This window comes from Pontibacter cellulosilyticus (assembly GCF_014306105.1).
GTDB classification, from domain to species: Bacteria; Bacteroidota; Bacteroidia; order Cytophagales; family Hymenobacteraceae; genus Pontibacter; species Pontibacter cellulosilyticus.
Window position 1 is genome coordinate 246,895 of the sequence record NZ_JACRVF010000002.1, and the last position, 25,513, is coordinate 272,407.

Consider the following 25,513-nt stretch of genomic DNA (forward strand, 5'->3'; position numbering starts at 1 on the left):
ATAATATGGCATTTGCAAAAAATAAAAAGCTAACTCAGGACTTCTCAAAAGTAACGATAAGCTTGGCTTCACCAGAGTCGATTCTGGAGCGTTCCAACGGAGAAGTAACAAAGCCTGAGACAATCAACTATAGAACCTATAAGCCTGAAATGGGTGGTCTATTCTGCGAAAGAATATTCGGACCTGTAAAGGACTGGGAATGCCACTGTGGAAAGTATAAAAGAATCAGATATAAAGGTATCATCTGCGACCGTTGCGGTGTAGAGGTTACTGAGAAGAAGGTGCGTCGTGAGCGTATGGGCCATATTGAGCTTGTAGTTCCAGTAGCACACATCTGGTACTTTAAGTCTCTTCCAAACAAAATCGGATATCTGTTAGGCTTACCAACTAAGAAGCTTGACCAGATCATCTATTACGAAAGATATGTAGTTATTCAGCCAGGTATACTTGCGGAAGACAATGTAAATACATTGGACTTCCTGACAGAAGATGAGTACCTGGATATGATTGACAAGCTCCCACGCGAGAACCAGATGTTGGATAACAATGATCCAAACAAGTTCATTGCGAAAATGGGCGCTGAGGCATTGCAAATGCTGTTGGAGCGTACGAATCTAGATGACTTGTCATACGAGCTTCGTCACGCAGCCGCTCACGAGACCTCGCAGCAGCGTAAGGCTGAGGCGTTAAAGCGTCTTCGTGTGGTTGAGGCATTCCGTGATGCTGCAACAAGAATTGAAAACAGACCAGAGTGGATGATCATCCGCATGGTACCTGTTATTCCGCCAGAGCTTCGTCCGCTAGTTCCATTGGATGGTGGCCGTTTTGCGACTTCTGACTTGAACGACCTTTACAGACGTGTTATTATACGTAACAACCGTCTGAAGCGTCTGATCGAGATCAAAGCTCCTGAGGTAATTCTTCGTAACGAGAAGCGTATGCTACAGGAAGCGGTAGACTCTCTGTTCGACAACTCACGTAAAGTGAACGCTGTTCGTGCAGAAGGTAACCGCGCGCTGAAGTCACTTTCTGACATGCTGAAAGGTAAGCAGGGACGTTTCCGTCAGAACTTGCTTGGTAAGCGTGTTGACTATTCTGGACGTTCAGTAATTGTGGTTGGTCCTGAACTGAAGCTGCATGAATGCGGTCTGCCTAAGAACATGGCAGCTGAGCTTTTCAAGCCGTTCATCATCCGTAAGCTGATCGAAAGAGGTATAGTTAAGACTGTAAAGTCAGCTAAGAAAATAGTAGATCGTAAGGACCCTGTAGTATGGGACATCCTGGAGAACGTGCTGAAAGGCCATCCGGTACTCCTTAACCGTGCCCCTACACTACACAGATTAGGTATTCAGGCATTCCAGCCTAAACTGATCGAAGGTAAAGCGATTCAGCTGCACCCATTGGTGTGTACGGCATTCAACGCCGACTTTGACGGTGACCAGATGGCGGTGCACGTTCCACTAGGACCTGCTGCTGTACTGGAAGCCTCTATGCTAATGCTTGCTTCGCACAACATCCTGAACCCTGCTAACGGTGCTCCAATTGCGGTACCTTCTCAGGACATGGTACTTGGTTTATACTATGTATCTAAAGGAAAGCGTAGCACAGAAAATGAGAAGATCGCCGGTGAAGGCATGAGCTTCTACTCTGCGGAGGAAGTAATCATCGCCATTAACGAAGGCCGTCTTTCTAAGCAAGCCTACATTAAGGTAAGAACAAAGGTTAAGAACGAAAAAGGTGAACTGGAGCTAAAGCTCATCGAAACAGTAGCCGGCCGAGTTCTGTTCAACCAGTTCGTACCAGAAGAAGTTGGTTTCGTAGACGAGCTTCTAACAAAGAAAAAACTTCAGCAGATTATATCAAGAGTGTTCAAAGAGACAGGTATGGCTCGTACGGCTCACTTCTTGGATGATATCAAAACGCTAGGATTCCAGTCAGCTTACAAAGGTGGTCTGTCAATGGGTCTAGGTGATATCAACATTCCTGCTGAGAAAGATATACTTGTAGAGCAGGCCAAGAAAGAAGTAGATGCTGTATGGCAAAACTACTCTATGGGTCTGATCACAGATAACGAGCGTTACAATCAGGTAATTGATATCTGGACGCGTATCAACAACCAGATTACTGAAACGTTGATGCGCCGTCTGGAGAATGATGATCAGGGCTTCAACTCGATCTTCATGATGATGCACTCAGGAGCCCGTGGTTCTAGGGAGCAGATCCGTCAGCTGGGTGGTATGCGTGGTCTGATGGCTAAGCCTCAGAAATCATTGCAAGGTTCAGTTGGTGAGATTATCGAGAACCCAATCCTTTCTAACTTTAAAGAAGGTCTAGATGTAATCGAGTACTTTATCTCTACTCACGGTGCTCGTAAAGGTCTTGCCGATACAGCTCTTAAAACTGCGGATGCGGGTTATCTAACTCGTCGTTTGGTAGACGTTTCGCAGGACGTAATTGTGAATGAGGAAGATTGCGGTACATTACGTGGTTTGGAAGTAAGCGCACTTAAAGACAACGAAGATATCGTAGAGTCTTTATCAGAGCGTATCCTAGGTCGTGTAACAGTTCACGATGTATATGATCCAATTACAAATGAGCTGATTGTAGAATCTGGTTTAGAGGTAACGGAAGAAGTAGCTCGTGCTATTGAGAACACAGCCATCGAAGCTGTAGAGATTCGCTCGGTACTTACTTGTGAGTCTAAGAGAGGAATCTGCGCGAAGTGCTACGGACGTAACCTTGCTACCGGATTTATGGTGCAGAAAGGTGAGGCCGTTGGTGTAATCGCTGCACAGTCAATTGGTGAGCCTGGTACTCAGCTGACACTACGTACATTCCACGTGGGTGGTACTGCTTCTAACATCGCTGTAGAAGCTACTATACTTGCTAAGTTTGGCGGTAAGATTGAGTTCGAGGATGTTCGTACTATCGATACGGTGAACAATGAAGGTGAGCCGGTAAAAGTAGTAATGGGACGTTCTGGTGAGGTGAAAGTAGTTGATCCTAATACAGGTAAACTGTTTATCTCTAACCACGTGCCATATGGTTCATTCATCAGTGTGAACGAAGGCCAAATAGTAGAAAAAGGAGAGAAACTTTGCCACTGGGATCCATATAACGCTGTTATCCTTTCAGAATTTGACGGTGAGATATCTTACGAGTCGATCATTGAAGGTATAACTTACCGCGAAGAGTCGGATGAGCAGACAGGTTACCGTGAGAAAGTAATTATCGATACAAAAGATAAGACACAGAACCCGGCAATCATAGTGAATCCGAAGAGTGGTGAGTCTAAAGGCTATAACATACCAGTAGGTGCACACCTGACAGTAGAGAACGGGGAGAAAATCAAAGCTGGTCAGATCCTGGCTAAGATCCCGCGTGCTATCGGTAAGACTCGTGACATTACAGGTGGTCTACCACGTGTTACAGAGTTATTCGAGGCGCGTAACCCTTCTAACCCAGCGGTTGTGTCTGAGATTGATGGTGTAGTAACATATGGTAGCGTGAAACGCGGTAACCGTGAAATCTTCATAGAGTCTAAAGACGGCGTGAAGAAGAAGTACATGGTACCTCTTTCTAAGCACATTCTTGTTCAGGATAATGACTTTGTTCGTGCAGGTATGCCGTTATCAGATGGTGCTATCACTCCTACAGATATTCTGAATATTCAGGGACCTGGTGCAGTACAAGAGTACCTGGTAAATGAGATTCAGGAAGTATACCGTCTGCAGGGTGTGAAGATCAACGACAAGCACATTGAAGTTGTTGTTCGCCAGATGATGCAGAAAGTGGTTGTAGTTGACGCAGGTGATACAAGCTTCCTTGAGCACCAAGTGGTTGACAAAGTGAACTTCATGGAAGAGAACGACAGAATCATCGACATGAAAGTTGTTGAAGAAGCTGGAGACTCTACAAGCCTGAAGCCAGGACAAATTGTAACAGCAAGAAGGCTGCGTGACGAGAACTCAAGCTTGAAGCGTCGTGACCTGAAACTAGTTACTGTTCGTGATGCACAACCAGCGGTTTCAAGGCCAACATTGCAAGGTATTACGCAGGCGTCACTTGGTACACAAAGCTTTATCTCAGCTGCGTCGTTCCAGGAAACAACTAAGGTACTAAGCGAGGCTGCTATCAAAGGTAAAGCGGATGAGCTACTAGGCTTGAAAGAGAACGTAATCGTAGGACACCTGATTCCTGCAGGTACAGGTTTAAGAGAATACCAGAACCTGATCGTAGGTAACAAAGAGGAGTACGAGTCACTTGTAGAGTCTAAAAGAACATCTTCAAGAACTAAACAACAGGAGTTACAAAACAGATAAGTATAATGGCTGAAGATCTGCAAAAGCAAAACCAAATTAACATTGAGCTAACGGAAGAAATTGCGGAAGGAGAGTATGCAAATCTTGCTATGATAGCTCATTCAAGTAGTGAGTTTGTGATTGACTTTATAAGATTGATGCCAGGATTGCCTAAAGCAAAAGTTAAATCAAGAATAGTTATTACCCCAGAGCATGCCAAAAGACTTTTGGCTGCTCTGGCGGATAATATCAATAAATTTGAGGCGAGTTTTGGCGATATAAAGCAATCGCAGGAGGCACCATCTTTCCCTATGAACTTCGGAGGAACAGTAGGGGAGGCATAAGGTGCTAAGAATTAATGAATTAAAATTTTGAATTTGCAAAGTGATTTTCCTACCTTTGCAGACCAAATTTTAGAGTGGAAAAAATCTATAATTAACAAATTATAAATGCCTACTATACAGCAATTAGTAAGAAAGGGAAGAGAGAAACTAACTTCGAAGTCGAAGTCTCCAGCCCTAGATTCATGCCCACAACGCCGTGGAGTATGTACAAGAGTATATACTACTACGCCTAAGAAGCCAAACTCAGCTATGCGTAAAGTAGCTAGGGTAAGACTTACAAACGGCAAAGAAGTAAACGCCTATATCCCTGGTGAAGGTCACAACCTTCAGGAGCACTCAATTGTGCTTATCAGAGGCGGTAGAGTAAAAGACCTTCCAGGTGTACGTTACCACATCGTACGTGGCGCTCTGGATACTGCAGGTGTAAACGGACGTCTTCAGTCACGTTCTAAGTATGGTGCTAAGAGACCAAAACCAGGTCAGGCTCCAGCTGCTGCAGGTAAAGGTGGAAAGAAAAAGTAATTCATAGAGTTTAAATACAATGAGAAAAGCAAAGCCTAAAAGTAGAATCCTCCTCCCTGACCCAAAGTATAAAGAGACGTTAGTAACACGTTTCGTTAACTACATGATGGTTGACGGTAAGAAAAGTGTTGCTTACGGTATCTTCTACGATGCTGTAGAACTAGTAGAGCAAAGAACAAAAGAAAACGGTCTTGAAACTTGGAAGAAGGCATTGAACAACATCATGCCTAGCGTAGAAGTTAAAAGCCGTAGGGTAGGTGGTGCTACTTTCCAAGTGCCGACTGAGGTTCGTCCGGACCGCAGAGTATCTCTTGGTATCAAGTGGATGATATCATACGCTCGCAAGAGAGGTGAGAAAACAATGAAGGATAGATTAGCAGGTGAAATTATTGCAGCTGCTAAAGGTGAAGGTGCTGCCGTTAAGAAAAAAGACGACACGCACAGAATGGCAGAAGCAAACAAAGCATTCTCACATTTTAGATTTTAATAATGGCTAGAGACTTAAGATATACCAGAAACATTGGTATTGCTGCGCACATTGATGCTGGTAAAACCACTACAACAGAACGTATTCTTTACTATGCCGGAAAGTCACATAAAATTGGTGAAGTACACGAAGGTGCTGCCACTATGGACTGGATGGAGCAAGAGCAGGAGCGTGGTATTACCATCACATCTGCTGCAACAACAGTAAGCTGGCCGTACAGAGGCAATGAGTATCATATCAACATTATTGATACGCCTGGTCACGTTGACTTTACTGTAGAAGTAAACCGTTCATTACGTGTACTGGATGGTCTAGTATTCTTGTTTAGTGCTGTTGACGGTGTTGAGCCTCAGTCAGAAACTAACTGGAGACTTGCAGATAATTATAAAGTTGCTCGTATTGGTTTCGTTAACAAAATGGACCGTTCTGGTGCTGATTTCCTTGCTGTATGTAAGCAGGTGAAAGAAATGCTGGGCAGCAACGCTGTAGCTTTACAGTTACCAATTGGCGCTGAAGATAACTTCAAAGGTGTTGTTGACCTAGTAAACTTCCGTGGCATTATCTGGAATGAAGAAGATAAAGGTATGACCTTTACAGAAGTTCCGATTCCAGACGATATGATGGAAGAAGCTGAGGAGTACAGAGAGAAACTTCTAGAAGCAGTAGCTGAGTATGATGAGTCTTTAATGGAGAAATACTTCGAAGATCCTACTTCAATTACTGAAGATGAAATTCTTGCTGCTCTACGTGCTGCAACGATAGACATGGCAATTGTTCCAATGCTTTGCGGTTCTTCATTCAAGAACAAAGGTGTTCAGACTATGCTTGACTACGTGATGGCCCTTTGCCCTTCTCCATTGGACAAAGAAAGCATCAAAGGAACAAACCCAGACACAGGTGCAGAGATTGCACGTAAGCCAAGTGAAACAGAGCCTTTCGCAGGTCTTGCATTCAAAATTGCAACTGACCCTTATGTAGGACGTCTTTGCTTCGTAAGAGCTTATTCAGGTGTACTGGAGTCTGGTTCTTATGTATTCAACACAAGATCAAATAATAAAGAGCGTATCTCTCGTATTTTCCAGATGCACGCTAACAAGCAGAACCAGATCGAAAGATTAGGTGCAGGTGACATTGGTGCGGTAGTAGGCTTTAAAGATATCAAGACAGGTGATACGCTATGCGATCAGAACGCGAAAATCGTTCTTGAATCAATGGAGTTCCCTGAACCAGTAATTGGCTACGCGATCGAACCGAAGTCACAGGCTGACTCTGATAAAATGGGTATGGCTATTGCCAAGCTTATTGAAGAGGATCCAACACTTCAGGTAAATACTGATGAGGAAACTGGTCAGACTATTCTTCGTGGTATGGGTGAGCTTCACCTGGAGATCATCATCGACAGAATGAAGCGTGAGTTCAAAGTTGAGCTTAACCAGGGTGCTCCTCAGGTTGCTTACAAAGAGACCATCACTAAAACAGTTGAGCACAGAGAAGTATTCAAGAAGCAGTCAGGTGGTCGTGGTAAGTTTGCAGACATTGTGTTTACAATGGGCCCACGTGAAGATGGCAAGCAGGGACTAGAGTTCGAGAATGCAATTGTTGGTGGTGTTATTCCAAAAGAATTTATACCAGCTATTCAGAAAGGTTTCGAAGAAGCAATGAAGAATGGTATACTTGCAGGTTTCCCAATTGACTCAATGAAAGTGCGTCTGTTCCATGGGTCATTCCACGATGTAGACTCTGATTCACTTTCATTCGAACTAGCTGCACGTCAAGGTTTCAAAGAGGCTGGCAAGCAGTGCGCGCCGAAGCTTCTTGAGCCAATCATGGCAGTTGATGTTGTTACTCCAGACGAGTACACAGGTCCAGTAACGGGTGACTTGAACAGAAGAAGAGGTATCATGAAGGGTATGGATACTAAAGGAACAGCTACTGTAGTTAAAGCAGACGTTCCACTTTCAGAACTGTTCGGTTACGTAACTGATTTACGTACTATCACTTCTGGTAGAGCAACTGCATCGCTTACTTTCTCTCACTATGAGCAAGTACCGCAAAACCTAGCAGACGGCATCGTTGCTAAAGTAAAAGGAACAGCAGCTAAATAATTAGTAAAGAAATGAATCAGAAAATTAGAATAAAGCTTAAGTCTTACGATCACAACTTAGTTGACAAGTCATCTGAGAAGATTGTGAAAGCTGTTAAAGCAACAGGTGCTATCGTAAGCGGTCCAATTCCTCTTCCAACAGAGAAGGATAAATTCACTGTACTACGCTCACCACACGTGAACAAGAAATCACGTGAGCAGTTCCAGCTTTGCACTTACAAAAGATTAGTAGATATCTATTCTACTAGCTCTAAAACTGTAGATGCTTTAATGAAGCTAGAACTTCCAAGTGGAGTAGATGTTGAGATCAAGGTTTGATAACCTCAGCTGATAAAATAAAAAGGAGAGTCGAAAGGCTCTCCTTTTTATTTTATCAGCTGATAATAAATAATTTAGAAAAGGTTTGTTAAAGAAGCCGAAAAATTATTAACTTTGCACTCCCTTAGCAAAAATGAGGGCTAATATTATTGTATCCATCTTAAATAAAAGTTGAATGCCTGGAATTATCGGTAAAAAAATCGGAATGACAAGCCTCTTCACATCAGATGGTAAATACACGCCAGTTACGCTTATACAAGCTGGTCCATGTGTAGTTACTCAGGTGAAGACGGTAGAGACTGATGGCTATGAAGCTGTACAGCTTGGCTATGGCGAGAAGAAGCTAAAAAGAGTAACGAAAGCGGAAGCTGGACATTACAAAAACGCTAAAACTTCTGCAAAGAAAAAAGTTGCTGAGTTTGATGTGGAAGGCACATCTTATAATCTTGGTGACACAGTTGATGCGACCTTGTTCGTAGAGGGTGAATTCGTTGACGTAGTAGGTACATCTAAAGGTAAAGGCTTCCAAGGTGTAGTAAAGCGTCACAACTTCGCCGGTGTAGGTGGGCAGACTCACGGTCAGCACAACAGAGCCAGACACCCTGGTTCAATCGGTGCTTGCTCTTGGCCATCAAGAGTATTCAAAGGTATGCGCATGGCAGGTAGAATGGGAGGTAACAGAGTAAAGATTCAAAACCTTACTGTTGTTCGCGTTATTGCAGATAAAAACCTGCTAGTAGTTAGTGGCTCAGTACCTGGTGCCAAAAATTCTTATGTGTTAATTGAGAAGTAAAATGGAGCTTTCTGTATTAAATATCAAAGGTGAAGATACAGGCAGAAAGGTAAACCTTTCTGATGCTATATTTGGTCTTGAGCCAAATGAGCATGCAATGTATCTTGACGTAAAGCAGTACCTGGCTAATCAGAGACAGGGTACGCACAAGTCAAAAGAGCGTAACGAAGTAGCAGGTTCAACTAAGAAGATTAAAAAGCAAAAAGGTACAGGCGGTGCTCGTGCTGGTAGCTTGAAATCTCCTGTGTTCATCGGTGGTGGCCGTGTATTTGGTCCTAAGCCAAGAAACTACAGCTTTAAGCTAAACAAGAAGCTGAAAGAAGTAGCTCGTCTGTCTGCTCTTTCATTGTTAGCAAAAGATAACAAAGTTGCTTTAGTAGAGTCTTTCAATTTTGAGGCTCCTAAAACAAAAGAGATGATCTCTTTACTAAACAACCTGAAGACAACTGGTAAAACATTAGTTGTAACTCCTTCAGTTAATCAGAATGTAGTATTGTCAAGCAGAAACATTCCTAAGTTGAAAGTTGCAACTGCTGCTGATGTAAATACTTACGACCTGCTTAATACTGACAGGTTGATTTTAGTAGAAGAGTCTGTTAATGTATTGGAAAACCTCTATAGCGCATAATCATGAACGTTCTAAAAAGACCACTAATCACTGAGAAGTACGCTGCCATGAATGAGGTTGGTAAATATGCTTTTGAGGTTGATAAAAAAGCCAACAAAGTAGAAATCAAGAAGGCAGTAGAAAAGATGTATGGTGTTACTGTAGCGAATGTTGCTACAATGAGATCACTTGGTAAAGTAAAAACAAAATATACTAAGTCAGGTGCTGTATCAGGTCGTACGTCTTTGATCAAAAAAGCAATCATCACCGTGAAAGAAGGTGAAGTTATAGACTTTTATAGCGGTATATAATTAAGTAGAAATGGCTTTAAAAAAGTTAAGACCAACAACACCAGGTCAAAGATTTAGAGTAGCGCCAGCATTCGACGAGATTACGACGTCTACTCCTGAAAAATCTTTGTTGGCACCTATTAAAAAATCTGGTGGACGCAACAACTCTGGTAAAATGACAATGCGCTACATTGGCGGCGGTCATAAGAAGAAGTACAGAGTTATCGATTTTAAGCGTACAAAGCATGGCGTGCCTGCTACTGTTAAGACGATCGAGTATGATCCGAACAGAACAGCGCGTATTGCACTAGTGTACTATGCAGATGGCGAGAAGAGCTATATCATTGCTCCAGCTGGGCTACAAGTAGGTACTGTAATCGTATCTGGTCCAGGTAACGCTCCTGAAGTAGGCAACTGCTTACCTTTATCTGAAATTCCTCTAGGTACTATCATTCACAACATTGAACTACAGCCAGGTAATGGTGCAACACTTGCACGTAGTGCTGGATCTTATGCTCAGTTAGTGGCTCGTGAAGGAAGATATGCAACTATCAAGTTGCCTTCTGGTGAGCTAAGAATGGTATTAGCTAACTGCTATGCAACTGTAGGAACTGTTTCTAACTCTGACCACATGAACGTAAAGCTTGGTAAGGCTGGACGTAACAGATGGTTAGGTAAGCGTCCAAGAGTACGTGGTGTTGCGATGAACCCTGTCGATCACCCTATGGGTGGTGGTGAAGGTAAGTCTTCAGGCGGTCACCCACGTTCACGTAAAGGCTTATATGCTAAAGGTCTTAAGACGAGAAACAAGAATAAGTATTCTGAAAAACTTATAGTTAATAGAGGAAAGAAATAATAAATGGCTAGATCATTAAAAAAAGGGCCTTATATTGACTATAGGCTCCAGAAAAAAGTAGATGTAATGAACGAGTCTGGTAAGAAAACAGTTATCAAGACTTGGTCAAGAAGATCAATGATTTCTCCTGATTTCGTTGGTCATACATTCGCAGTTCACAATGGAAATAAATTCATCCCTGTTTATGTTACTGAAAACATGGTAGGTCATAAGCTTGGTGAATTTGCTCCAACAAGGAACTTCAGAGGTCACATTGCTAAAAAAGATAAAGGCAAGCGTTAATCATGGAAGCAGTAGCAAAATTAAATAATGTGCCTACTTCTCCTCGTAAAATGAGATTAGTAGCAGGCTTGATTCGTGGTAAAAGCGTTTCTAAAGCCTTAGGTATCCTAAAGTTCGAACCTAACGCTGGCGCGGCTAAACTTGAGAAGCTTCTTTTATCTGCTTTATCAAACTGGCAGCAAAAAAATGAAGATGCTCGCATCGAAGAAGCAAACCTTTTTATCAAAGAAATCTTTGTTAACGAGGGTAAAATGTTAAAGCGTCTTCGTCCTGCTCCACAGGGCCGTGGTTATAGAATCAGAAAAAGATCTAACCATGTAACTCTAGTTATTGATACAATGACAGAGGAGCAGATCGAGAAGCAATCAAAGAAGTCTAACAAAGCCAGCAAGTAAGAAATGGGACAGAAAGTAAATCCAATTGGTTTTCGCCTCGGAATCGTTAAAGGTTGGGATTCTAACTGGTATGGCGGTAAAGATTTCGCTGAAAAGCTGATCGAGGACGAGAAAATCAGAAAATATATCTTAGCGCGTATTCCAAAAGGCGGTATTTCTAAAATAATAATTGAAAGAACGCTTAAGCGCATTACTATCACTATCAATACTGCACGTCCAGGTGTTGTAATCGGTAAGGGTGGACAGGAAGTAGATAAAATTAAAGAAGAGCTTAAGAAGCTTACTAACAAAGATGTTCAAATCAACATTTTTGAGATTAAGCGTCCAGAGCTTGATGCTAAACTAGTTGGCGAGTCTATCGCTCAGCAGTTACAAGCGCGTATCTCTTTCCGTCGCGCCATGAAACAAGCGATTGCTTCTGCTCTGCGTGTTGGTGCTGAAGGTATCAAAGTTCAGGTATCAGGTCGTTTGGGCGGTGCTGAAATGGCAAGAACAGAGCACTACAAAGAAGGAAGAACTCCACTTCATACTTTACGTGCTGATATTGATTATGCACTTTCTGAAGCACAGACAGTTTATGGAAAACTGGGAATAAAAGTGTGGATCTTTAAAGGCGAAGTTTATGGTAAGAAAGATCTTACTCCAAACGCAGGCCTTGAGAGCAAAGGTGGCCCTGGTGCACAGGGTGGTGGTGAAAGAAGAGGCCGTGGCGATCGTAAAAAGCCTGACGGTGCTCCTAAGCGTAAGCGTCGCCAATAATCGTTCTTTAACATTATTAAGTTTTTAGAAAATGTTACAGCCTAAAAGGACTAAATATAGAAAAATGCAAAAAGGCCGAGTGAAAGGTCTGGCTCATAGAGGCAGTACTATTTCCTTTGGTTCTTTTGCAATCAAATCTCTAGAGGCATCCTGGATCACCAGCCGCCAGATAGAGGCTGCTCGTATCGCGATGACGAGAGCAATGAAACGTGAGGGTCAAGTTTGGATCCGTATCTTCCCTGATAAACCTGTTACCAAAAAACCAGCCGAAGTTCGAATGGGTAAAGGTAAAGGTTCCCCAGAGTATTGGGTAGCAGTAGTTAAGCCAGGCACTATCATGTTCGAATCTGATGGTGTTTCTTTAGAAGTAGCTAAGGAGTCATTAAGACTAGCTGCTCAGAAACTGCCAGTTAAAACAAAGTTTGTAGTACGTAGAGATTACGTTGAGAAATAGTATATGAAAAATTCAGAGATAAAAGCTTTGTCTTTAGAAGAGTTGAAAGAGAAGCTTAACACTGAGAGCTCCAACATGCAGAACATCCGTTTTGCACATGCTATATCTCCGTTGGAGAACCCGATGAGAATTCGTGAGACAAAACGTCTTATTGCTCGTCTGAACACAGAGATTCGTCGTCGTGAAATTGAAGCTAACTCTTAATACTTAAATTAATCATGGAAGAGAGAAATCTTAGAAAAGAAAGAAGTGGTAAGGTTGTTAGCAACAAGATGGACAAATCTATCACTGTGGTAGTGGAAAGCAGAATGAAACACCCGATTTACGGTAAGTTCGTTAGCAAGTCCACAAAGTTCATGGCTCATGATGAGAAGAACGAGTGCAACATAGGTGACTATGTTAGAATTCAGGAGACTCGTCCACTAAGCAAGAACAAGAACTGGCGTTTAGTAGAAATAATAGAAAGAGCGAAATAAAATGATACAGCAGGAATCAAGACTTACTGTTGCGGATAACAGCGGTGCTAAAGAGGTGCTTTGTATCCGTGTATTGGGTGGTACTGGTAAGAAGTACGCTTCAATAGGAGATAGAATTGTAGTTACTGTTAAGTCAGCTCTTTCTTCTGGTAACGTTAAAAAAGGTACTGTTTCGAAAGCAGTAATCGTAAGAACTAAAAAAGAGGTAAGAAGAAAAGACGGCTCATATATCAGATTTGATGATAATGCTGCAGTTCTTCTTAATGCGAACAACGAACCACGTGGAACCCGTATCTTCGGACCAGTTGCACGTGAGCTTCGTGAAAAGCAATTCATGAAAATTGTTTCGTTAGCTCCTGAAGTTCTATAATCCCTAATTCAGATTAAGATGAATAAGAAAAAACTTCATGTAAAGACTGGCGATACAGTTAAAGTACTAGCCGGTGACGAGCGTGGCAAGACAGGCCGCATAATCGCTGTTAACATTGAAAAGCAGAAAGTAACTATTGAAGGACTTAACCTGGTAACGAAGCATTCGAAACCAAGTGCGAAGAACCCTCAGGGTGGAATCTCTAAAGTTGAAGCTCCTATCCATGCAAGCAATGTTGCTTTAGTTGATGCTAAAGGTGAGACATTAAAAGCAGGAAGCAGAAAAAACAGCGAAGGAAAAACAGAGCGTTATTCTAAAAAAACAGGAGAAGTAATCTAAGATGGCAACTACAAGACTAAAAGAAAAATACCAGAATGAGGTAGTGCCTGCCCTGAAAGAGAAGTTCCAGTATAAGAACGTAATGCAGGTGCCTAAAATCACTAAAATCTCTATCAATAAAGGTATAGGAGCTGCTGTCGCTGACAAAAAGTTAGTGGACATAGGTGTTGATGAATTATCAACAATTACTGGTCAAAGAGCTGTTGCTACAATCGCGAAGAAGTCAGTTTCAAACTTCAAGCTTCGTGAAGGTATGCCTATTGGTGCAAGAGTTACTTTAAGAGGCGAGAAAATGTACGAGTTCCTTGACCGTCTTTTGACTATAGCACTACCACGTGTTCGTGACTTTAGAGGTGTAAGTGAAAAAGGTTTTGATGGCCGCGGTAATTATACTTTAGGTATCAAAGAGCAAATCATTTTCCCGGAGATCAGCATCGACAAAATTAAATCCATCACAGGTATGGATATTACTTTTGTTACAACTGCAAATACTGATGAAGAGAGCTATGAGTTGCTCAAAGCATTCGGTATGCCTTTCACCAATATTAAGAAATAAGAAAAATGGCTAAAGAAGCAGTAAAAGCTAGAGAGCTTAAAAGACAAAAATTAGTAGCTAAGTATGCTGCTAAAAGAGCTGAACTTAAAGCTAATGGTGATTATGATGCGCTGGACAAATTGCCACGCAATGCATCGCCTGTTAGGTTACATAACCGTTGCAAGTTATCTGGACGTCCAAGAGGATATATGAGAAAATTCGGTATCTCACGTGTTCTGTTCAGAGAACTAGCTGTTATGGGTAAAATTCCTGGAGTAACAAAGTCGAGCTGGTAATTATTTTCTTACAAGAGTAAGAAAGTAAAAAAGATATTCGTATCTTTGCCGCTCGCTTAGAGTAAGCATTCATTATTTAAGTGTTTCGTAATGAACTCAGATCCAATAGCAGATTATTTAACTAGAGTGCGTAATGCCATAAAAGCAAACCACAGAATAGTTGAAATACCATCTAGCAAGATAAAAAAAGAGATAACAAAAGTATTGTACGACAAAGGGTATATTCAAAGTTATAAATTTGAAGACTCTGCGGTACAAGGTACAATCAAAATAGCTCTGAAGTATAACCCTAACACTAAGCAATCTGCTATTGTTAATTTAGAAAGGGTAAGTAAGCCAGGGCTACGCAAATACGCTGGAAGTGAGACTTTGCCAAGAGTATTAAATGGCTTGGGTATCGCTATATTGTCTACTTCTAAAGGCGTGATGACAGAGAAAGAAGCTAAGTCACAGAAGATCGGTGGCGAAGTGTTGTGTTACGTTTATTAATAGGAGGATAGACAATGTCACGAATAGGAAAATTGCCAATCACTCTGCCTAATAATACTGAAGTTAGCGTTGCTAATGATAATGTGGTAACAGTTAAAGGGCCAAAAGGCTCTTTAAGTACTGCAGTTGACAAAGATATTATTGTTAAGCAGCAGGATAACCAAATTATAGTTGAGCGTCCAACTGAGCAGAAGCGTCACAAAGCTATGCATGGCCTTTACAGATCACTGATCAACAATATGGTTGTTGGTGTTAGTGAAGGATACAAAGAGCAGTTAGAGCTTGTAGGTGTAGGTTACAAAGCAACGGTACAAGGAAGTGTTCTTGAGCTGGCTTTAGGTTACTCACATAATATTTTCATGACACTTCCTTCTGAGGTTTCAGCAACTGCTGTGACTGAGAAAGGTAAGGCTCCAGTGATCACTTTGGAGAGTAATGACAAGCAGTTGTTAGGTCAGGTTGCTGCAAAAATCAGATCACTACGTAAAGTTGAACCTTACAAAGGTAAAGGTATACGCTTCGTTGGTGAAGTAATCAGAAGAAAAGCTGGTAAGACAGCATCTAAATAATCATCATCATGTCTGCTAATAAAGTAACAAGAAGACTTAGAATTAAGAAAAGTATCAGGAACAAAATATCTGGTACTGCTGAAAGGCCAAGACTGTCTGTATTTAGAAGCAATAAAGCTATCTATGCACAGATAATAGATGATACTACTGGTAAAACTTTAGTAGCTGCTTCTTCAGCTAAGCTAGATGATGCAAAGGCGAACATCGAAACTTCTAACCAAGTAGGAAAAGACCTAGCTGCCAAAGCCCTTGAGAAAGGTATTACTCAGGTAGTGTTCGATCGCTCAGGTTACCTATACCACGGTAAAGTAAAATCATTGGCAGAAGGCGCTCGTGAAGCTGGCCTTAAATTCTAAAAATTATGTTGAAGAATAATATACGTAGTGTAAAAGCTAGCGAAATCGAATTAAAAGAGAAAGTAGTAGCTATTAATCGCGTTGCCAAGGTTGTTAAAGGTGGTAGAAGATTTAGCTTTGCAGCCATCGTTGTTGTAGGCGACGGAAACGGTGTTGTAGGTTACGGATTAGGTAAGGCTAACGAAGTAACTGATGCTATTGCAAAAGGTATTGATGATGCTAAGAAGAACCTTGTAAAGGTTCCAGTATATCATAACACAGTGCCTCATGCAATGGAAGGCAAATACTCAGGGGGCTTCGTATTAGTTAAGCCAGCTGCGCCAGGTACTGGTGTAATTGCTGGTGGTGCGATGCGTGCTGTATTAGAGAGTGCCGGAATTAAGGACGTACTTTGTAAGTCTAAAGGTTCATCTAACCCACACAACGTAGTTAAAGCTACATTCGATGCATTATCTAAGATGCGTGATCCTTTGGCTGTTGCACAGCAAAGAGGTGTAAATCTTCAGAAAGTATTTAATGGTTAATTGAAATGGCTCAGGTTACAATAACACAAATCAAAAGCATTATTGACAGACCTAAGAACCAGAAGCTTACTATTAAAGCTTTAGGTCTTGGCAAAATCAATAAATCAGTAACTGTTGAATATACACCACAGATTGCTGGAATGGTAAACAAGGTTCATAACTTAGTAGTAGTAAAAGATATTTAAAATGTATTTAAACTCTTTAAAACCTGCAGAAGGGGCTATCAAGTCTCGCAAAAGGATTGGTAGAGGTACTGGATCAGGTAGAGGCGGTACTTCTACAAGAGGTCATAAAGGTGCTAAATCTCGTTCTGGATATTCTCAGAAGTCTGGTTTCGAAGGTGGTCAAATGCCACTTCAGAGACGTGTTCCAAAGTATGGATTTAAAAACATCAACAGAGTTGAGTACAAAGCTATCAACTTAGATGTTATTCAGTCTCTTGCAGAGTCAACTAACGAGACAGTGTTTAACTTTGATTTCTTCAAAGCACACGGTCTAGTATCCAAGAACGATAAAGTTAAAGTTTTAGGTAGAGGCGAGATCAATAAAGGTGTTGAAGTACATGCTCACGCTTTCTCTCAGTCAGCTACTGAATCTATTGAAAAGGCAGGCGGAAAAACAGTAGCGATCTAGTAGATATGAAGAAATTTCTAACAACTATTAAGAACATTTGGACAATTGAAGATCTAAGGGTAAGGATTTTAAATACTCTTGGTTTCATAGCCATATTTAGACTTGGTTCTTTTGTAGTTCTTCCTGGCGTTGATCCTAACCAGTTACAAGCTAATACGGAAGGCTTATTTGGTTTGTTAGATACTTTCTTAGGTGGAGCATTTAGCAATGCTTCCATCTTTGCTTTAGGCATTATGCCTTACATATCTGCTTCTATTGTGTTGCAGTTATTAACAATCGCTGTACCTTATTTCCAAAAGATGCAGAAGGAGGGTGAGTCTGGTAGAAAGAAAATCAACCAAATCACCCGAGTTCTAACTATTATAATAACACTAGCACAGGCTGTTGGCTTTGTAGCTACAATTAATGCAGAGGCAATTGCTATCAATACCACTTTATTCACGATCACTTCAATGATTGTACTGACTTCAGGTACTATCTTCTGTATGTGGTTAGGTGAAAAGATTACTGATAAAGGAATTGGCAATGGTATTTCCATGCTGATCATGATTGGTATCATATCCAGATTCCCAGGTGCAATTTTAGCTGAAGCTCTATCTAAGCAGATAAATGGAGCTTTATTGTTCCTGTTCGAAATTATTGTGCTGTTCTTTGTTGTGATGTCTGTTGTTATGTTAACACAGGCGATAAGAAGAATTCCAGTTCAGTATGCTAAGCAGGTCGGAGGTAACTCCTTATACAGCGGCCAGCGTCAGTTCATTCCATTAAAAGTGAATGCTGCAGGTGTAATGCCAATTATTTTTGCTCAGTCTCTGATGTTCTTGCCATCTATGATAGCATCAATATGGGCTGATTCTAACGATACTGCTAATTACATTGGCGCTACTTTCTCAGATTTTACATCTTGGCAGTATAACCTTGTATTTGGTATCATGATCTTACTGTTTACTTATTTCTATACTGCGATCAGCGTTAATCCTAACCAGATAGCAGATGATTTAAAGAGAAGCGGTGGATTCATACCTGGTGTAAAACCTGGTCGTGCTACATCAGAATATATAGATACAATCTTAACTAAGATAACTCTGCCGGGTGCCATTTATTTAGCACTTGTAGCCATCTTCCCTTCCATTGCTATGTTGTTGGGAGTGACTAGAGAATTCGCCCAGTTTTTTGGAGGTACTTCTCTTATCATTATGGTTGGTGTTGTACTTGATACATTACAGCAGATCGAGAGTTATTTACTAATGAGACATTACGATGGTATGATGAAGTCTGGAAAGCTTAGAGGCAGAACAGAGAACATTGCCATGGTTTCTTAATAAATGATATTTTACAAAACTGAAGAAGAAATTGAGCTAATTCGCCAAAGTGCTTTGATTTTAAGCAAAGCACATGGCGAAATAGCTCTTCTTGTGAAAGAGGGTGTATCTACACTTGAATTGGACAAGCGAGCTGAGGAGTTTATACTTGATCATAACGCTAAGCCCTCTTTCAAGAACTATAACGGTTTCCCATACAGCTTGTGCATTTCTGTAAACTCTACAGTAGTTCATGGAATGCCAAGTGAATACATCATAAAAGACGGAGATATTATTTCTGTCGATTGTGGTGTTTATCACAAGGCTTATCACAGTGACTGCGCTTACACGCATGCTGTAGGTAATGTTAATGATGAAGTGAAGGAGCTATTAACAGTAACGGAAGAATCCTTATACAAGGGGATTGAAAAAGCGACTGTTGGATCCAGACTAGGAGATATCAGCTTTGCCGTACAGCAACATGCCGAGAATAAGGGCTATGGTGTTGTGCGCGAACTTGTTGGACACGGGTTAGGAAGGAACTTACACGAGGCTCCGGAGGTTCCTAATTACGGTCGTCGTGGTCAGGGCATCAAATTGCAGAATGGTTTAGTTATCGCCATCGAACCTATGATCAACTTAGGCACACGAAATATAGTGCAAGAGGATGATGGATGGACGATCAAAACCAGAGACAATAAACCATCTGCTCACTTTGAACATACTGTTGTAGTGAGAAAAGATAAAGCAGAGATTTTAACAAGTTTTGAATATATAAAACAAGCTAAACAATAATTAATGGCGAAACAGTCATCAATCGAGCAGGACGGAACTATAGTTGAAGCTTTATCAAATGCAATGTTCCGTGTAGAGCTTGAAAACGGTCATCAGGTGATAGCTCACATTTCAGGAAAGATGAGAATGCATTATATCAAAATTCTTCCTGGAGATAAAGTAAAATTAGAAATGTCACCTTATGATTTAACTAAAGGAAGAATTGTTTATCGATATAAATAAATACAATGAAAGTTAAAGCATCAGTAAAAAAGAGAAGTGCTGAATGTAAAGTTATCCGCCGTAAGGGGAAGCTTTATGTAATCAACAAAAAAAATCCAAGATATAAACAAAGACAAGGATAATTATCAATTATGGCTAGAATAGCAGGAGTAGATATTCCGGATAACAAAAGAGGCGAAATCGCACTAACTTACATTTATGGTATTGGTCGCAATTTGTCTCAGACTATCTTACAAAAGGCCGGGGTGGATCTTGACAAAAAGGTGAAAGACTGGACTGAAGATGAAGCAAATGAAATTAGAAATGTCATTGCTGCTGATCACAAGACAGAAGGTGTTTTAAGATCAGAAGTGCAATTACATATTAAGCGTCTTCTTGACATTGGTTGCTACCGTGGCTTAAGACACCGTAAAGGTCTTCCAGTACGTGGACAGCGCACGAAGAACAACTCGCGCACTAGAAAAGGCAAGCGTAAGACAGTTGCAAACAAGAAGAAAGCTTCTAAATAATCATTAATCATGGCTCAGAAAAGAAAAGATAAAGCTAAAAAGCGTGTCGTAGTTGTAGAACCAACTGGCCAAGTACACATTAAAGCTTCTTTCAATAATATTATTATATCTGTAACCAATAACGCAGGACAAGTTATCTCTTGGGCTTCTGCTGGTAAAATGGGTTTCAAAGGTTCTAAAAAGAACACTCCTTACGCTGCACAAATGGCAGCTTCAGATTGCGCTAAGGTTGCTTATGACCTAGGCATGCGTAAAGCTGAAGTTTTCGTTAAAGGTCCTGGTGCAGGTAGAGAGTCCGCCATCCGTACTGTTCAGAATTCAGGAATCGAAGTAACAGCTATCAAAGACGTTACTCCACTTCCTCACAACGGATGTCGTCCTCCTAAACGCAGAAGAGTTTAATTTTTAAAGTAGATTAAATAAAATGGCAAGATATACTGGTCCTAAAAGCAAGATCTCCAGAAAATTCAATGAAGAGATCTTTGGCCCAAGCAAAGCACTTAAAAAGAAAAGCTATCCTCCAGGGCAGCACGGTCGTGGCCGTCGTAAGAAGCAGTCTGAGTACGCTGTTCAGTTAGCGGAGAAGCAGAAGGCTAAATACATCTATGGTGTTTTAGAAAAGCAATTTGCTAACCTATTTGATAAAGCTCATAGAAAAGGCGGTATCACTGGTGAGAACTTATTGATCCTTCTTGAATCTAGATTAGATAATACAGTTTACCGTTTAGGTATTGCTCCTACAAGAAGAGCTGCTCGTCAGCTTGTTCTTCATAAGCATATTACTGTTAATGGCGAGGTGGTAAACATCCCATCATATAGCTTAAAAGTTGGTGATGCTGTAGCTGTAAGAGAGAAGTCTAAATCTCTTGAGGCTATTACAACTAGCTTATCTGTACGTAACCCACGTGCATTTAGCTGGTTAGAGTGGAACGCAGCAGAAATGGTTGGTAAGCTAGTAGCTACTCCGGACCGCGAGCAGATTCCTGAGAAAATTCAGGAGCAGCTTATTGTCGAGCTTTACTCTAAGTAATCAGCTTAATCAATTTTTAACCTTTAACACTGCAAGTATGTCAATATTAGCATTTCAAATGCCAGAGAAAGTTGTAATGGAAAAAGCTGACGACTTTCATGGTTTATTTGAATTCAAGCCGCTTGAAAAAGGTTACGGTGTAACCATTGGTAATGCGTTACGCAGAATTCTGCTTTCTTCTCTTGAAGGATATGCAATTTCTAGCATCCGCGTACCTGGTGTACTGCATGAGTTTTCGTCTGTTGAAGGCGTGGTTGAGGATGTTTCTGACATCATTCTGAACCTGAAAATGGTTCGCTTCAAAAAAGTAAGCGAAGTTATCGATGATAAAATAACAGTTACTATTAGCGGTCAGGATACTTTCACTGCTGGTGATATTAATAAGTTTACTTCTAGCTTTGAAGTACTTAACCCTGATCTGGTAATCTGTCATTTAGATAAGAACATTACACTAGAGATTGAGCTAACTATTCAGAAGGGACGTGGTTACGTTCCAGCTGAAGAGAACAAAGCTCAGGATCAGGTATTCGGTCTTATCTCTATCGATGCCATCTTTACTCCAATCAAGAATGTTAAGTTTAGCGTTGAAAATACGCGTGTAGAGCAGAAGACTGACTACGAAAAACTTATACTTGATATACAGACTGACGGTTCTATTCACCCAGAAGATGCATTGAAAGGTGCGGCTAACATTCTGATTCAGCACTTTATGCTGTTCTCTGACAACACAATGACGTTTGAGACTGCTAAGCCAGAAGAAGAGGAGGCCGTTGACGAAGAAATGCTTCATATGCGTAAGGTTCTAAAGACCTCATTGCAGGACATGGATCTTTCTGTTAGAGCTTACAACTGCTTAAAGGCAGCCGACATCAAAACTCTTGGCGACCTGGTGCAGCTGGATATTTCTGACATGATGAAATTCAGAAACTTCGGTAAGAAGTCTTTAACTGAACTGGAAAACCTAGTGCAGGAGAAGGGTTTAACCTTCGGTATGGACCTTTCTAAGTATAAATTAGAAGAAGAATAATTAATTTACGGCATAATTCCCGATCCCGCTTTAGGTTGATCGACGGTATGCCCGTGCACAAATCATAACAATGAGACACGGTAAAAAAATCAATCACTTAGGTAGAACAGCTTCTCACCGCAAGGCAATGCTTTCAAACATGGCATCGTCTTTAATTTTACACAAGCGTCTTTCTACTACGGTAGCTAAGGCTAAAGCATTACGTAAGTATGTAGAGCCTCTGCTAACAAAGTCTAAAAACGATACTACTCACTCAAGAAGAACGGTATTTGCTTACCTGCAGAACAAAGAGTCTGTAAAAGAGCTTTTTGATGAAGTATCTTCTAAGATTGCAGGAAGACCAGGTGGATACACTCGTATTCTGAAGACTGGCTACAGACTAGGTGACAATGCAGAAATGTGTGTTATCGAGCTAGTAGATTACAACGAGGATATGCTGACATCAGCAGCAGCAGCTACTACAGGTGCTAAGAAAACTCGTCGTCGTTCTTCTGGTAAGAAAAAGGATGAAGCTTCTGCTACTGAAACAAAAGCAGCTGCTACTGAATCAAAAGATGAGGCAAAAGATGCTGAATAAGGATCGCCTTTAAATATTTTGAAAGGGACATGACGTTAGTCGTGTCCCTTTTTTATTTTTGTAGTAAATCTTTAAAATGAAAAAGCATATATCTTCTGAAGCTGTTCTTCTTTTAGAGGACGGTACAATTTTTAAGGGCAAGAGCCTTGGCCGCACAGGTACCACAGGTGGTGAACTTTGCTTCAATACTGGCATGACCGGTTACCAGGAAATATTTACTGATCCGTCTTATTATGGGCAGCTAGTTGTTAACACAGTTTCTCATGTGGGCAACTATGGTGTGCAGCACGAAGAAGTAGAATCGGATAAGGTACAAATCAGTGGATTGGTATGTAAAGACTTTTCTCATCACTATTCAAGAAAAACTGCTGAAGGATCTCTTCAGGAGTATTTTGAGAAAGCTGGTATTGTTGGTATATGTGAAATTGACACCCGCGCACTTGTACGCCACATCCGGGATAAAGGCGCGATGAATGCCATCATATCATCTGAAATAACTGATGTCGAAGAATTGCGTAAGAAGTTGGCTGATGTGCCATCTATGAACGGTTTAGAGCTTGCTTCACATGTTAGTACTCCTGAAGTATATGAGTTCAAACCAGAAGAAGTAAAGTATAGAGTTGCAGTACTCGACCTTGGCGTAAAGCGTAACAGCTTAAACAATCTGATGGCCAGAGGCTGCGAAGTGAAGGTATTCCCGTACAATACTCCTTTTGAAGAGATGGAGAAGTGGAACCCTGATGGCTACTTTATCTCTAATGGCCCGGGAGACCCCGCTGCTACGAAAGTTGCAATTGACAGTGTGAAACAAATTTTGGAGAAGCACAGGCCAATGTTTGGTATTTGTATGGGGCATCAGATGTTGGCTCAGGCAAATGGCATAGCTACTTACAAAATGCACAACGGGCACAGGGGACTAAATCATCCTGTTAAAAATTTGCTGACAGGCAGAAGCGAAATTACAAGCCAGAACCATGGCTTTGTGGTGGATGCAGAACAGCTTAAAAACCATCCGGAGGTAGAGGTTACACACATTAACTTGAATGATAATACTATCGAAGGTATTCGAATGAAGACGAAACCTGCCTTCTCTGTACAGTACCACCCGGAGTCTTCGCCGGGGCCGCACGATTCAACATATTTGTTTGATGATTTTGTGGCTCTTTTAGAACAGAATAAAAACAAGTAGAACTATAGTTAAAAACAATCCAATGAGCTTAATAACAGATATTAAAGCAAGACAGATCTTTGATTCTAGAGGTAATCCTACTGTAGAGGTAGATGTAATAACTGAAAACGGTATACTTGGCCGTGCTGCTGTGCCTTCTGGTGCATCTACGGGTGTGCATGAGGCAGTAGAACTGCGCGACAATGACAAGAGCAAGTACATGGGCAAAGGTGTAATGCAGGCCGTTAAGAATGTAAACGAGAAGATCGCTGAAGAGCTTGTTGGTTTTCCTGTGTTTGAGCAGAACCTGCTTGACAAGATCATGATCGAGCTGGATGGTACGCCAAACAAAGGTAACTTAGGTGCAAATGCCATACTTGGTGTATCGTTGGCTATGGCCCGTGCAGCTGCGCTAGAGCTTAACATGCCACTTTACCGCTATATAGGTGGTGTTAACGCCAATACATTGCCTGTACCGATGATGAACATCCTGAACGGTGGCAGCCATGCAGATAATTCTATCGATTTCCAGGAGTTTATGATCATGCCGGTTGGCGCTCCTTCTTTCTCGGAGGCACTTCGTATGGGTTCAGAGGTGTTCCACCACCTGAAGAATGTACTGAAGAAGAAAGGCTTATCTACAAACGTAGGTGATGAAGGTGGCTTTGCTCCGAACATTGCTTCTAACGTTGAGGCTATTGAGGTAGTATTGCAGGCAATTGAAGCTGCTGGATACAAGCCTGGCGATGATATGTTGATCGCTATGGACGCGGCTAGCTCAGAATTCTACGATGCTTCTACAGGTAAGTATACTTTCAAGAAATCTACAGGAGATCAGTTGTCTTCTTCTGATATGGTTAGCTACTGGAAAGAGTGGACTGAGAAGTACCCAATTGCCTCTATCGAGGATGGTATGGCTGAAGACGACTGGAATGGCTGGAAAGAACTGACTGAGAAGATCGGAGACAAAGTACAGCTTGTAGGCGATGACCTGTTTGTAACGAACGTAGAGCGTCTGCAGCAGGGTATAGATAAAGGCGTAGCAAATTCTATTCTGATCAAAGTAAATCAGATCGGTACACTTACTGAGACTATCAACGCAATTAACCTTGGCCTTCGCCACGGCTATAAGAGTGTTATGAGCCACCGTTCTGGTGAGACAGAAGACAACACTATTGCTGACCTGGCAGTAGCTCTAAACACTGGCCAGATCAAAACTGGTTCGGCGTCTCGTTCAGACAGAATGGCTAAGTATAACCAGTTGCTTCGCATTGAAGAGGAGCTTGGCGAGGTAGCTTATTATCCTGGTAAAAAGTTCTAATATACTGGACATAAAATTTTTATGGCTAAGGCTGTGGGTTTTCTGACTCACAGCCTTATTTTTGTATAAGTACCTCTGTAGTTTTAGTCCATGATCAAGCGCATTCCGAAATTCTTCCGCAATTACTATTTTATTACCACGGCTGCGTTCCTGGTATGGATGCTCTTTTTCGATTCCAATGATTTTGTAACACAGTTCCAGATGCGCCAGCAACTAAGAGAGCTGGAGAAAGAAAAGGAACATTACCTAGAGAAGATGGCCGAAGTTGAGAAAGATCGTCGTGAGCTGATGGGAAACCCGGAACTACTGGAGAAGTTTGCTCGTGAAAAGTATCTGATGAAGCGTCCTAATGAGGATGTATTTATTATAGTGCCAAAAGAGGAGTAGCAGGAGAATTGTGAGACTCGGGTTCTGATACAAATTTATACTTCACATACAGAGCGGTTCAATTGGGCCGCTTTTGC

The 25,513-nt window shown here is 41.3% G+C and carries 38 protein-coding genes; all 38 read left to right on the top strand.

The window, feature by feature from the left end; all coding sequences use genetic code 11:
* The first annotated feature begins 5 nt into the window (after nucleotides 1-5).
* Nucleotides 6-4,322 carry a DNA-directed RNA polymerase subunit beta' gene (gene rpoC / locus H8S84_RS08725; protein ID WP_187066940.1) on the top strand — a complete coding sequence of 1,439 codons (4,317 nt, stop codon included), beginning with the start codon at nucleotides 6-8 and terminating at the stop codon, nucleotides 4,320-4,322.
* 5 nt (nucleotides 4,323-4,327) lie between these two features.
* Entirely contained in the window at nucleotides 4,328-4,645 is a 318-nt protein-coding gene (locus H8S84_RS08730; RefSeq protein ID WP_187066941.1) for a DUF3467 domain-containing protein, read from the top strand.
* A gap of 105 nt (nucleotides 4,646-4,750) precedes the next feature.
* Nucleotides 4,751-5,167, top strand: a complete 417-nt coding sequence (gene rpsL / locus H8S84_RS08735; protein ID WP_187066942.1) for a 30S ribosomal protein S12 — start codon at nucleotides 4,751-4,753, stop codon at nucleotides 5,165-5,167.
* 19 nt (nucleotides 5,168-5,186) lie between these two features.
* Complete coding sequence (gene rpsG, locus H8S84_RS08740) at nucleotides 5,187-5,654, top strand: 30S ribosomal protein S7 (RefSeq protein ID WP_187066943.1); 468 nt, start codon at nucleotides 5,187-5,189, stop codon at nucleotides 5,652-5,654.
* Nucleotides 5,655-5,656: 2 nt separating this feature from the next.
* On the top strand, nucleotides 5,657-7,759 hold the full coding sequence (fusA, locus tag H8S84_RS08745; protein ID WP_187066944.1) for an elongation factor G: 2,103 nt from the start codon (nucleotides 5,657-5,659) through the stop codon (nucleotides 7,757-7,759).
* 11 nt (nucleotides 7,760-7,770) lie between these two features.
* Entirely contained in the window at nucleotides 7,771-8,076 is a 306-nt protein-coding gene (rpsJ, locus tag H8S84_RS08750) for a 30S ribosomal protein S10 (RefSeq protein ID WP_007654312.1), read from the top strand.
* A 175-nt stretch (nucleotides 8,077-8,251) separates the two neighbouring features.
* On the top strand, nucleotides 8,252-8,869 hold the full coding sequence (rplC, locus tag H8S84_RS08755) for a 50S ribosomal protein L3 (protein WP_187066945.1): 618 nt from the start codon (nucleotides 8,252-8,254) through the stop codon (nucleotides 8,867-8,869).
* A gap of 1 nt (nucleotide 8,870) precedes the next feature.
* On the top strand, nucleotides 8,871-9,497 hold the full coding sequence (gene rplD / locus H8S84_RS08760; RefSeq protein ID WP_187066946.1) for a 50S ribosomal protein L4: 627 nt from the start codon (nucleotides 8,871-8,873) through the stop codon (nucleotides 9,495-9,497).
* A 2-nt stretch (nucleotides 9,498-9,499) separates the two neighbouring features.
* A complete protein-coding gene (gene rplW, locus H8S84_RS08765; protein ID WP_187066947.1) occupies nucleotides 9,500-9,787 on the top strand; it encodes a 50S ribosomal protein L23 in 288 nt (95 codons plus the stop codon).
* A 10-nt stretch (nucleotides 9,788-9,797) separates the two neighbouring features.
* The gene (gene rplB, locus H8S84_RS08770; protein ID WP_187066948.1) at nucleotides 9,798-10,622 is read left to right on the top strand and encodes a 50S ribosomal protein L2; all 825 of its coding nucleotides are present in this window, start codon (nucleotides 9,798-9,800) and stop codon (nucleotides 10,620-10,622) included.
* Between the two features lie 3 nt (nucleotides 10,623-10,625).
* The gene (rpsS, locus tag H8S84_RS08775; RefSeq protein WP_187066949.1) at nucleotides 10,626-10,904 is read left to right on the top strand and encodes a 30S ribosomal protein S19; all 279 of its coding nucleotides are present in this window, start codon (nucleotides 10,626-10,628) and stop codon (nucleotides 10,902-10,904) included.
* A 2-nt stretch (nucleotides 10,905-10,906) separates the two neighbouring features.
* Nucleotides 10,907-11,299, top strand: coding sequence for a 50S ribosomal protein L22 (rplV, locus tag H8S84_RS08780; protein WP_187066950.1), 393 nt, complete (start codon nucleotides 10,907-10,909; stop codon nucleotides 11,297-11,299).
* 3 nt (nucleotides 11,300-11,302) lie between these two features.
* Nucleotides 11,303-12,058: a 30S ribosomal protein S3 gene (gene rpsC, locus H8S84_RS08785; protein ID WP_187066951.1), complete on the top strand. Its 756-nt coding sequence runs from the start codon at nucleotides 11,303-11,305 to the stop codon at nucleotides 12,056-12,058.
* A gap of 31 nt (nucleotides 12,059-12,089) precedes the next feature.
* Complete coding sequence (gene rplP, locus H8S84_RS08790; protein WP_187066952.1) at nucleotides 12,090-12,512, top strand: 50S ribosomal protein L16; 423 nt, start codon at nucleotides 12,090-12,092, stop codon at nucleotides 12,510-12,512.
* A gap of 3 nt (nucleotides 12,513-12,515) precedes the next feature.
* Entirely contained in the window at nucleotides 12,516-12,716 is a 201-nt protein-coding gene (rpmC, locus tag H8S84_RS08795) for a 50S ribosomal protein L29 (RefSeq protein WP_187066953.1), read from the top strand.
* Between the two features lie 14 nt (nucleotides 12,717-12,730).
* Nucleotides 12,731-12,988, top strand: a complete 258-nt coding sequence (rpsQ, locus tag H8S84_RS08800; protein WP_187066954.1) for a 30S ribosomal protein S17 — start codon at nucleotides 12,731-12,733, stop codon at nucleotides 12,986-12,988.
* Between the two features lies 1 nt (nucleotide 12,989).
* Complete coding sequence (rplN, locus tag H8S84_RS08805; protein ID WP_147920494.1) at nucleotides 12,990-13,358, top strand: 50S ribosomal protein L14; 369 nt, start codon at nucleotides 12,990-12,992, stop codon at nucleotides 13,356-13,358.
* A gap of 18 nt (nucleotides 13,359-13,376) precedes the next feature.
* The gene (gene rplX, locus H8S84_RS08810; RefSeq protein ID WP_187066955.1) at nucleotides 13,377-13,697 is read left to right on the top strand and encodes a 50S ribosomal protein L24; all 321 of its coding nucleotides are present in this window, start codon (nucleotides 13,377-13,379) and stop codon (nucleotides 13,695-13,697) included.
* A gap of 1 nt (nucleotide 13,698) precedes the next feature.
* On the top strand, nucleotides 13,699-14,253 hold the full coding sequence (gene rplE / locus H8S84_RS08815) for a 50S ribosomal protein L5 (RefSeq protein ID WP_187066956.1): 555 nt from the start codon (nucleotides 13,699-13,701) through the stop codon (nucleotides 14,251-14,253).
* Nucleotides 14,254-14,258: 5 nt separating this feature from the next.
* Nucleotides 14,259-14,528, top strand: a complete 270-nt coding sequence (gene rpsN / locus H8S84_RS08820) for a 30S ribosomal protein S14 (protein ID WP_187066957.1) — start codon at nucleotides 14,259-14,261, stop codon at nucleotides 14,526-14,528.
* 90 nt (nucleotides 14,529-14,618) lie between these two features.
* A complete protein-coding gene (rpsH, locus tag H8S84_RS08825; protein WP_187066958.1) occupies nucleotides 14,619-15,017 on the top strand; it encodes a 30S ribosomal protein S8 in 399 nt (132 codons plus the stop codon).
* Nucleotides 15,018-15,031: 14 nt separating this feature from the next.
* On the top strand, nucleotides 15,032-15,586 hold the full coding sequence (gene rplF / locus H8S84_RS08830; protein ID WP_187066959.1) for a 50S ribosomal protein L6: 555 nt from the start codon (nucleotides 15,032-15,034) through the stop codon (nucleotides 15,584-15,586).
* An 8-nt stretch (nucleotides 15,587-15,594) separates the two neighbouring features.
* The gene (gene rplR, locus H8S84_RS08835; RefSeq protein WP_187066960.1) at nucleotides 15,595-15,942 is read left to right on the top strand and encodes a 50S ribosomal protein L18; all 348 of its coding nucleotides are present in this window, start codon (nucleotides 15,595-15,597) and stop codon (nucleotides 15,940-15,942) included.
* 5 nt (nucleotides 15,943-15,947) lie between these two features.
* The gene (gene rpsE / locus H8S84_RS08840; protein ID WP_187066961.1) at nucleotides 15,948-16,466 is read left to right on the top strand and encodes a 30S ribosomal protein S5; all 519 of its coding nucleotides are present in this window, start codon (nucleotides 15,948-15,950) and stop codon (nucleotides 16,464-16,466) included.
* A 5-nt stretch (nucleotides 16,467-16,471) separates the two neighbouring features.
* Nucleotides 16,472-16,651: a 50S ribosomal protein L30 gene (gene rpmD / locus H8S84_RS08845; RefSeq protein ID WP_187066962.1), complete on the top strand. Its 180-nt coding sequence runs from the start codon at nucleotides 16,472-16,474 to the stop codon at nucleotides 16,649-16,651.
* A 1-nt stretch (nucleotide 16,652) separates the two neighbouring features.
* A complete protein-coding gene (gene rplO / locus H8S84_RS08850) occupies nucleotides 16,653-17,099 on the top strand; it encodes a 50S ribosomal protein L15 (protein ID WP_187066963.1) in 447 nt (148 codons plus the stop codon).
* Between the two features lie 5 nt (nucleotides 17,100-17,104).
* Nucleotides 17,105-18,421, top strand: coding sequence for a preprotein translocase subunit SecY (gene secY / locus H8S84_RS08855; protein WP_187066964.1), 1,317 nt, complete (start codon nucleotides 17,105-17,107; stop codon nucleotides 18,419-18,421).
* A 3-nt stretch (nucleotides 18,422-18,424) separates the two neighbouring features.
* Nucleotides 18,425-19,195 carry a type I methionyl aminopeptidase gene (map, locus tag H8S84_RS08860; protein WP_187066965.1) on the top strand — a complete coding sequence of 257 codons (771 nt, stop codon included), beginning with the start codon at nucleotides 18,425-18,427 and terminating at the stop codon, nucleotides 19,193-19,195.
* Between the two features lie 3 nt (nucleotides 19,196-19,198).
* Nucleotides 19,199-19,417: a translation initiation factor IF-1 gene (gene infA / locus H8S84_RS08865; RefSeq protein WP_187066966.1), complete on the top strand. Its 219-nt coding sequence runs from the start codon at nucleotides 19,199-19,201 to the stop codon at nucleotides 19,415-19,417.
* Nucleotides 19,418-19,422: 5 nt separating this feature from the next.
* Entirely contained in the window at nucleotides 19,423-19,539 is a 117-nt protein-coding gene (gene rpmJ, locus H8S84_RS08870) for a 50S ribosomal protein L36 (protein ID WP_007654264.1), read from the top strand.
* A 9-nt stretch (nucleotides 19,540-19,548) separates the two neighbouring features.
* Nucleotides 19,549-19,926 (top strand): 30S ribosomal protein S13, encoded by a 378-nt coding sequence (gene rpsM, locus H8S84_RS08875; protein ID WP_187066967.1) that lies wholly within the window; start codon nucleotides 19,549-19,551, stop codon nucleotides 19,924-19,926.
* A gap of 9 nt (nucleotides 19,927-19,935) precedes the next feature.
* Nucleotides 19,936-20,328 (top strand): 30S ribosomal protein S11, encoded by a 393-nt coding sequence (rpsK, locus tag H8S84_RS08880; RefSeq protein WP_187066968.1) that lies wholly within the window; start codon nucleotides 19,936-19,938, stop codon nucleotides 20,326-20,328.
* Between the two features lie 22 nt (nucleotides 20,329-20,350).
* Nucleotides 20,351-20,956 carry a 30S ribosomal protein S4 gene (gene rpsD, locus H8S84_RS08885; protein ID WP_187066969.1) on the top strand — a complete coding sequence of 202 codons (606 nt, stop codon included), beginning with the start codon at nucleotides 20,351-20,353 and terminating at the stop codon, nucleotides 20,954-20,956.
* Between the two features lie 37 nt (nucleotides 20,957-20,993).
* Complete coding sequence (locus H8S84_RS08890; RefSeq protein ID WP_187066970.1) at nucleotides 20,994-21,983, top strand: DNA-directed RNA polymerase subunit alpha; 990 nt, start codon at nucleotides 20,994-20,996, stop codon at nucleotides 21,981-21,983.
* 70 nt (nucleotides 21,984-22,053) lie between these two features.
* Complete coding sequence (gene rplQ / locus H8S84_RS08895; RefSeq protein WP_187066971.1) at nucleotides 22,054-22,560, top strand: 50S ribosomal protein L17; 507 nt, start codon at nucleotides 22,054-22,056, stop codon at nucleotides 22,558-22,560.
* 76 nt (nucleotides 22,561-22,636) lie between these two features.
* Nucleotides 22,637-23,749: a glutamine-hydrolyzing carbamoyl-phosphate synthase small subunit gene (gene carA / locus H8S84_RS08900; protein ID WP_187066972.1), complete on the top strand. Its 1,113-nt coding sequence runs from the start codon at nucleotides 22,637-22,639 to the stop codon at nucleotides 23,747-23,749.
* A gap of 22 nt (nucleotides 23,750-23,771) precedes the next feature.
* On the top strand, nucleotides 23,772-25,049 hold the full coding sequence (gene eno, locus H8S84_RS08905) for a phosphopyruvate hydratase (RefSeq protein ID WP_187066973.1): 1,278 nt from the start codon (nucleotides 23,772-23,774) through the stop codon (nucleotides 25,047-25,049).
* A gap of 90 nt (nucleotides 25,050-25,139) precedes the next feature.
* On the top strand, nucleotides 25,140-25,436 hold the full coding sequence (locus tag H8S84_RS08910; protein ID WP_187066974.1) for an FtsB family cell division protein: 297 nt from the start codon (nucleotides 25,140-25,142) through the stop codon (nucleotides 25,434-25,436).
* Nucleotides 25,437-25,513 lie beyond the last annotated feature (77 nt).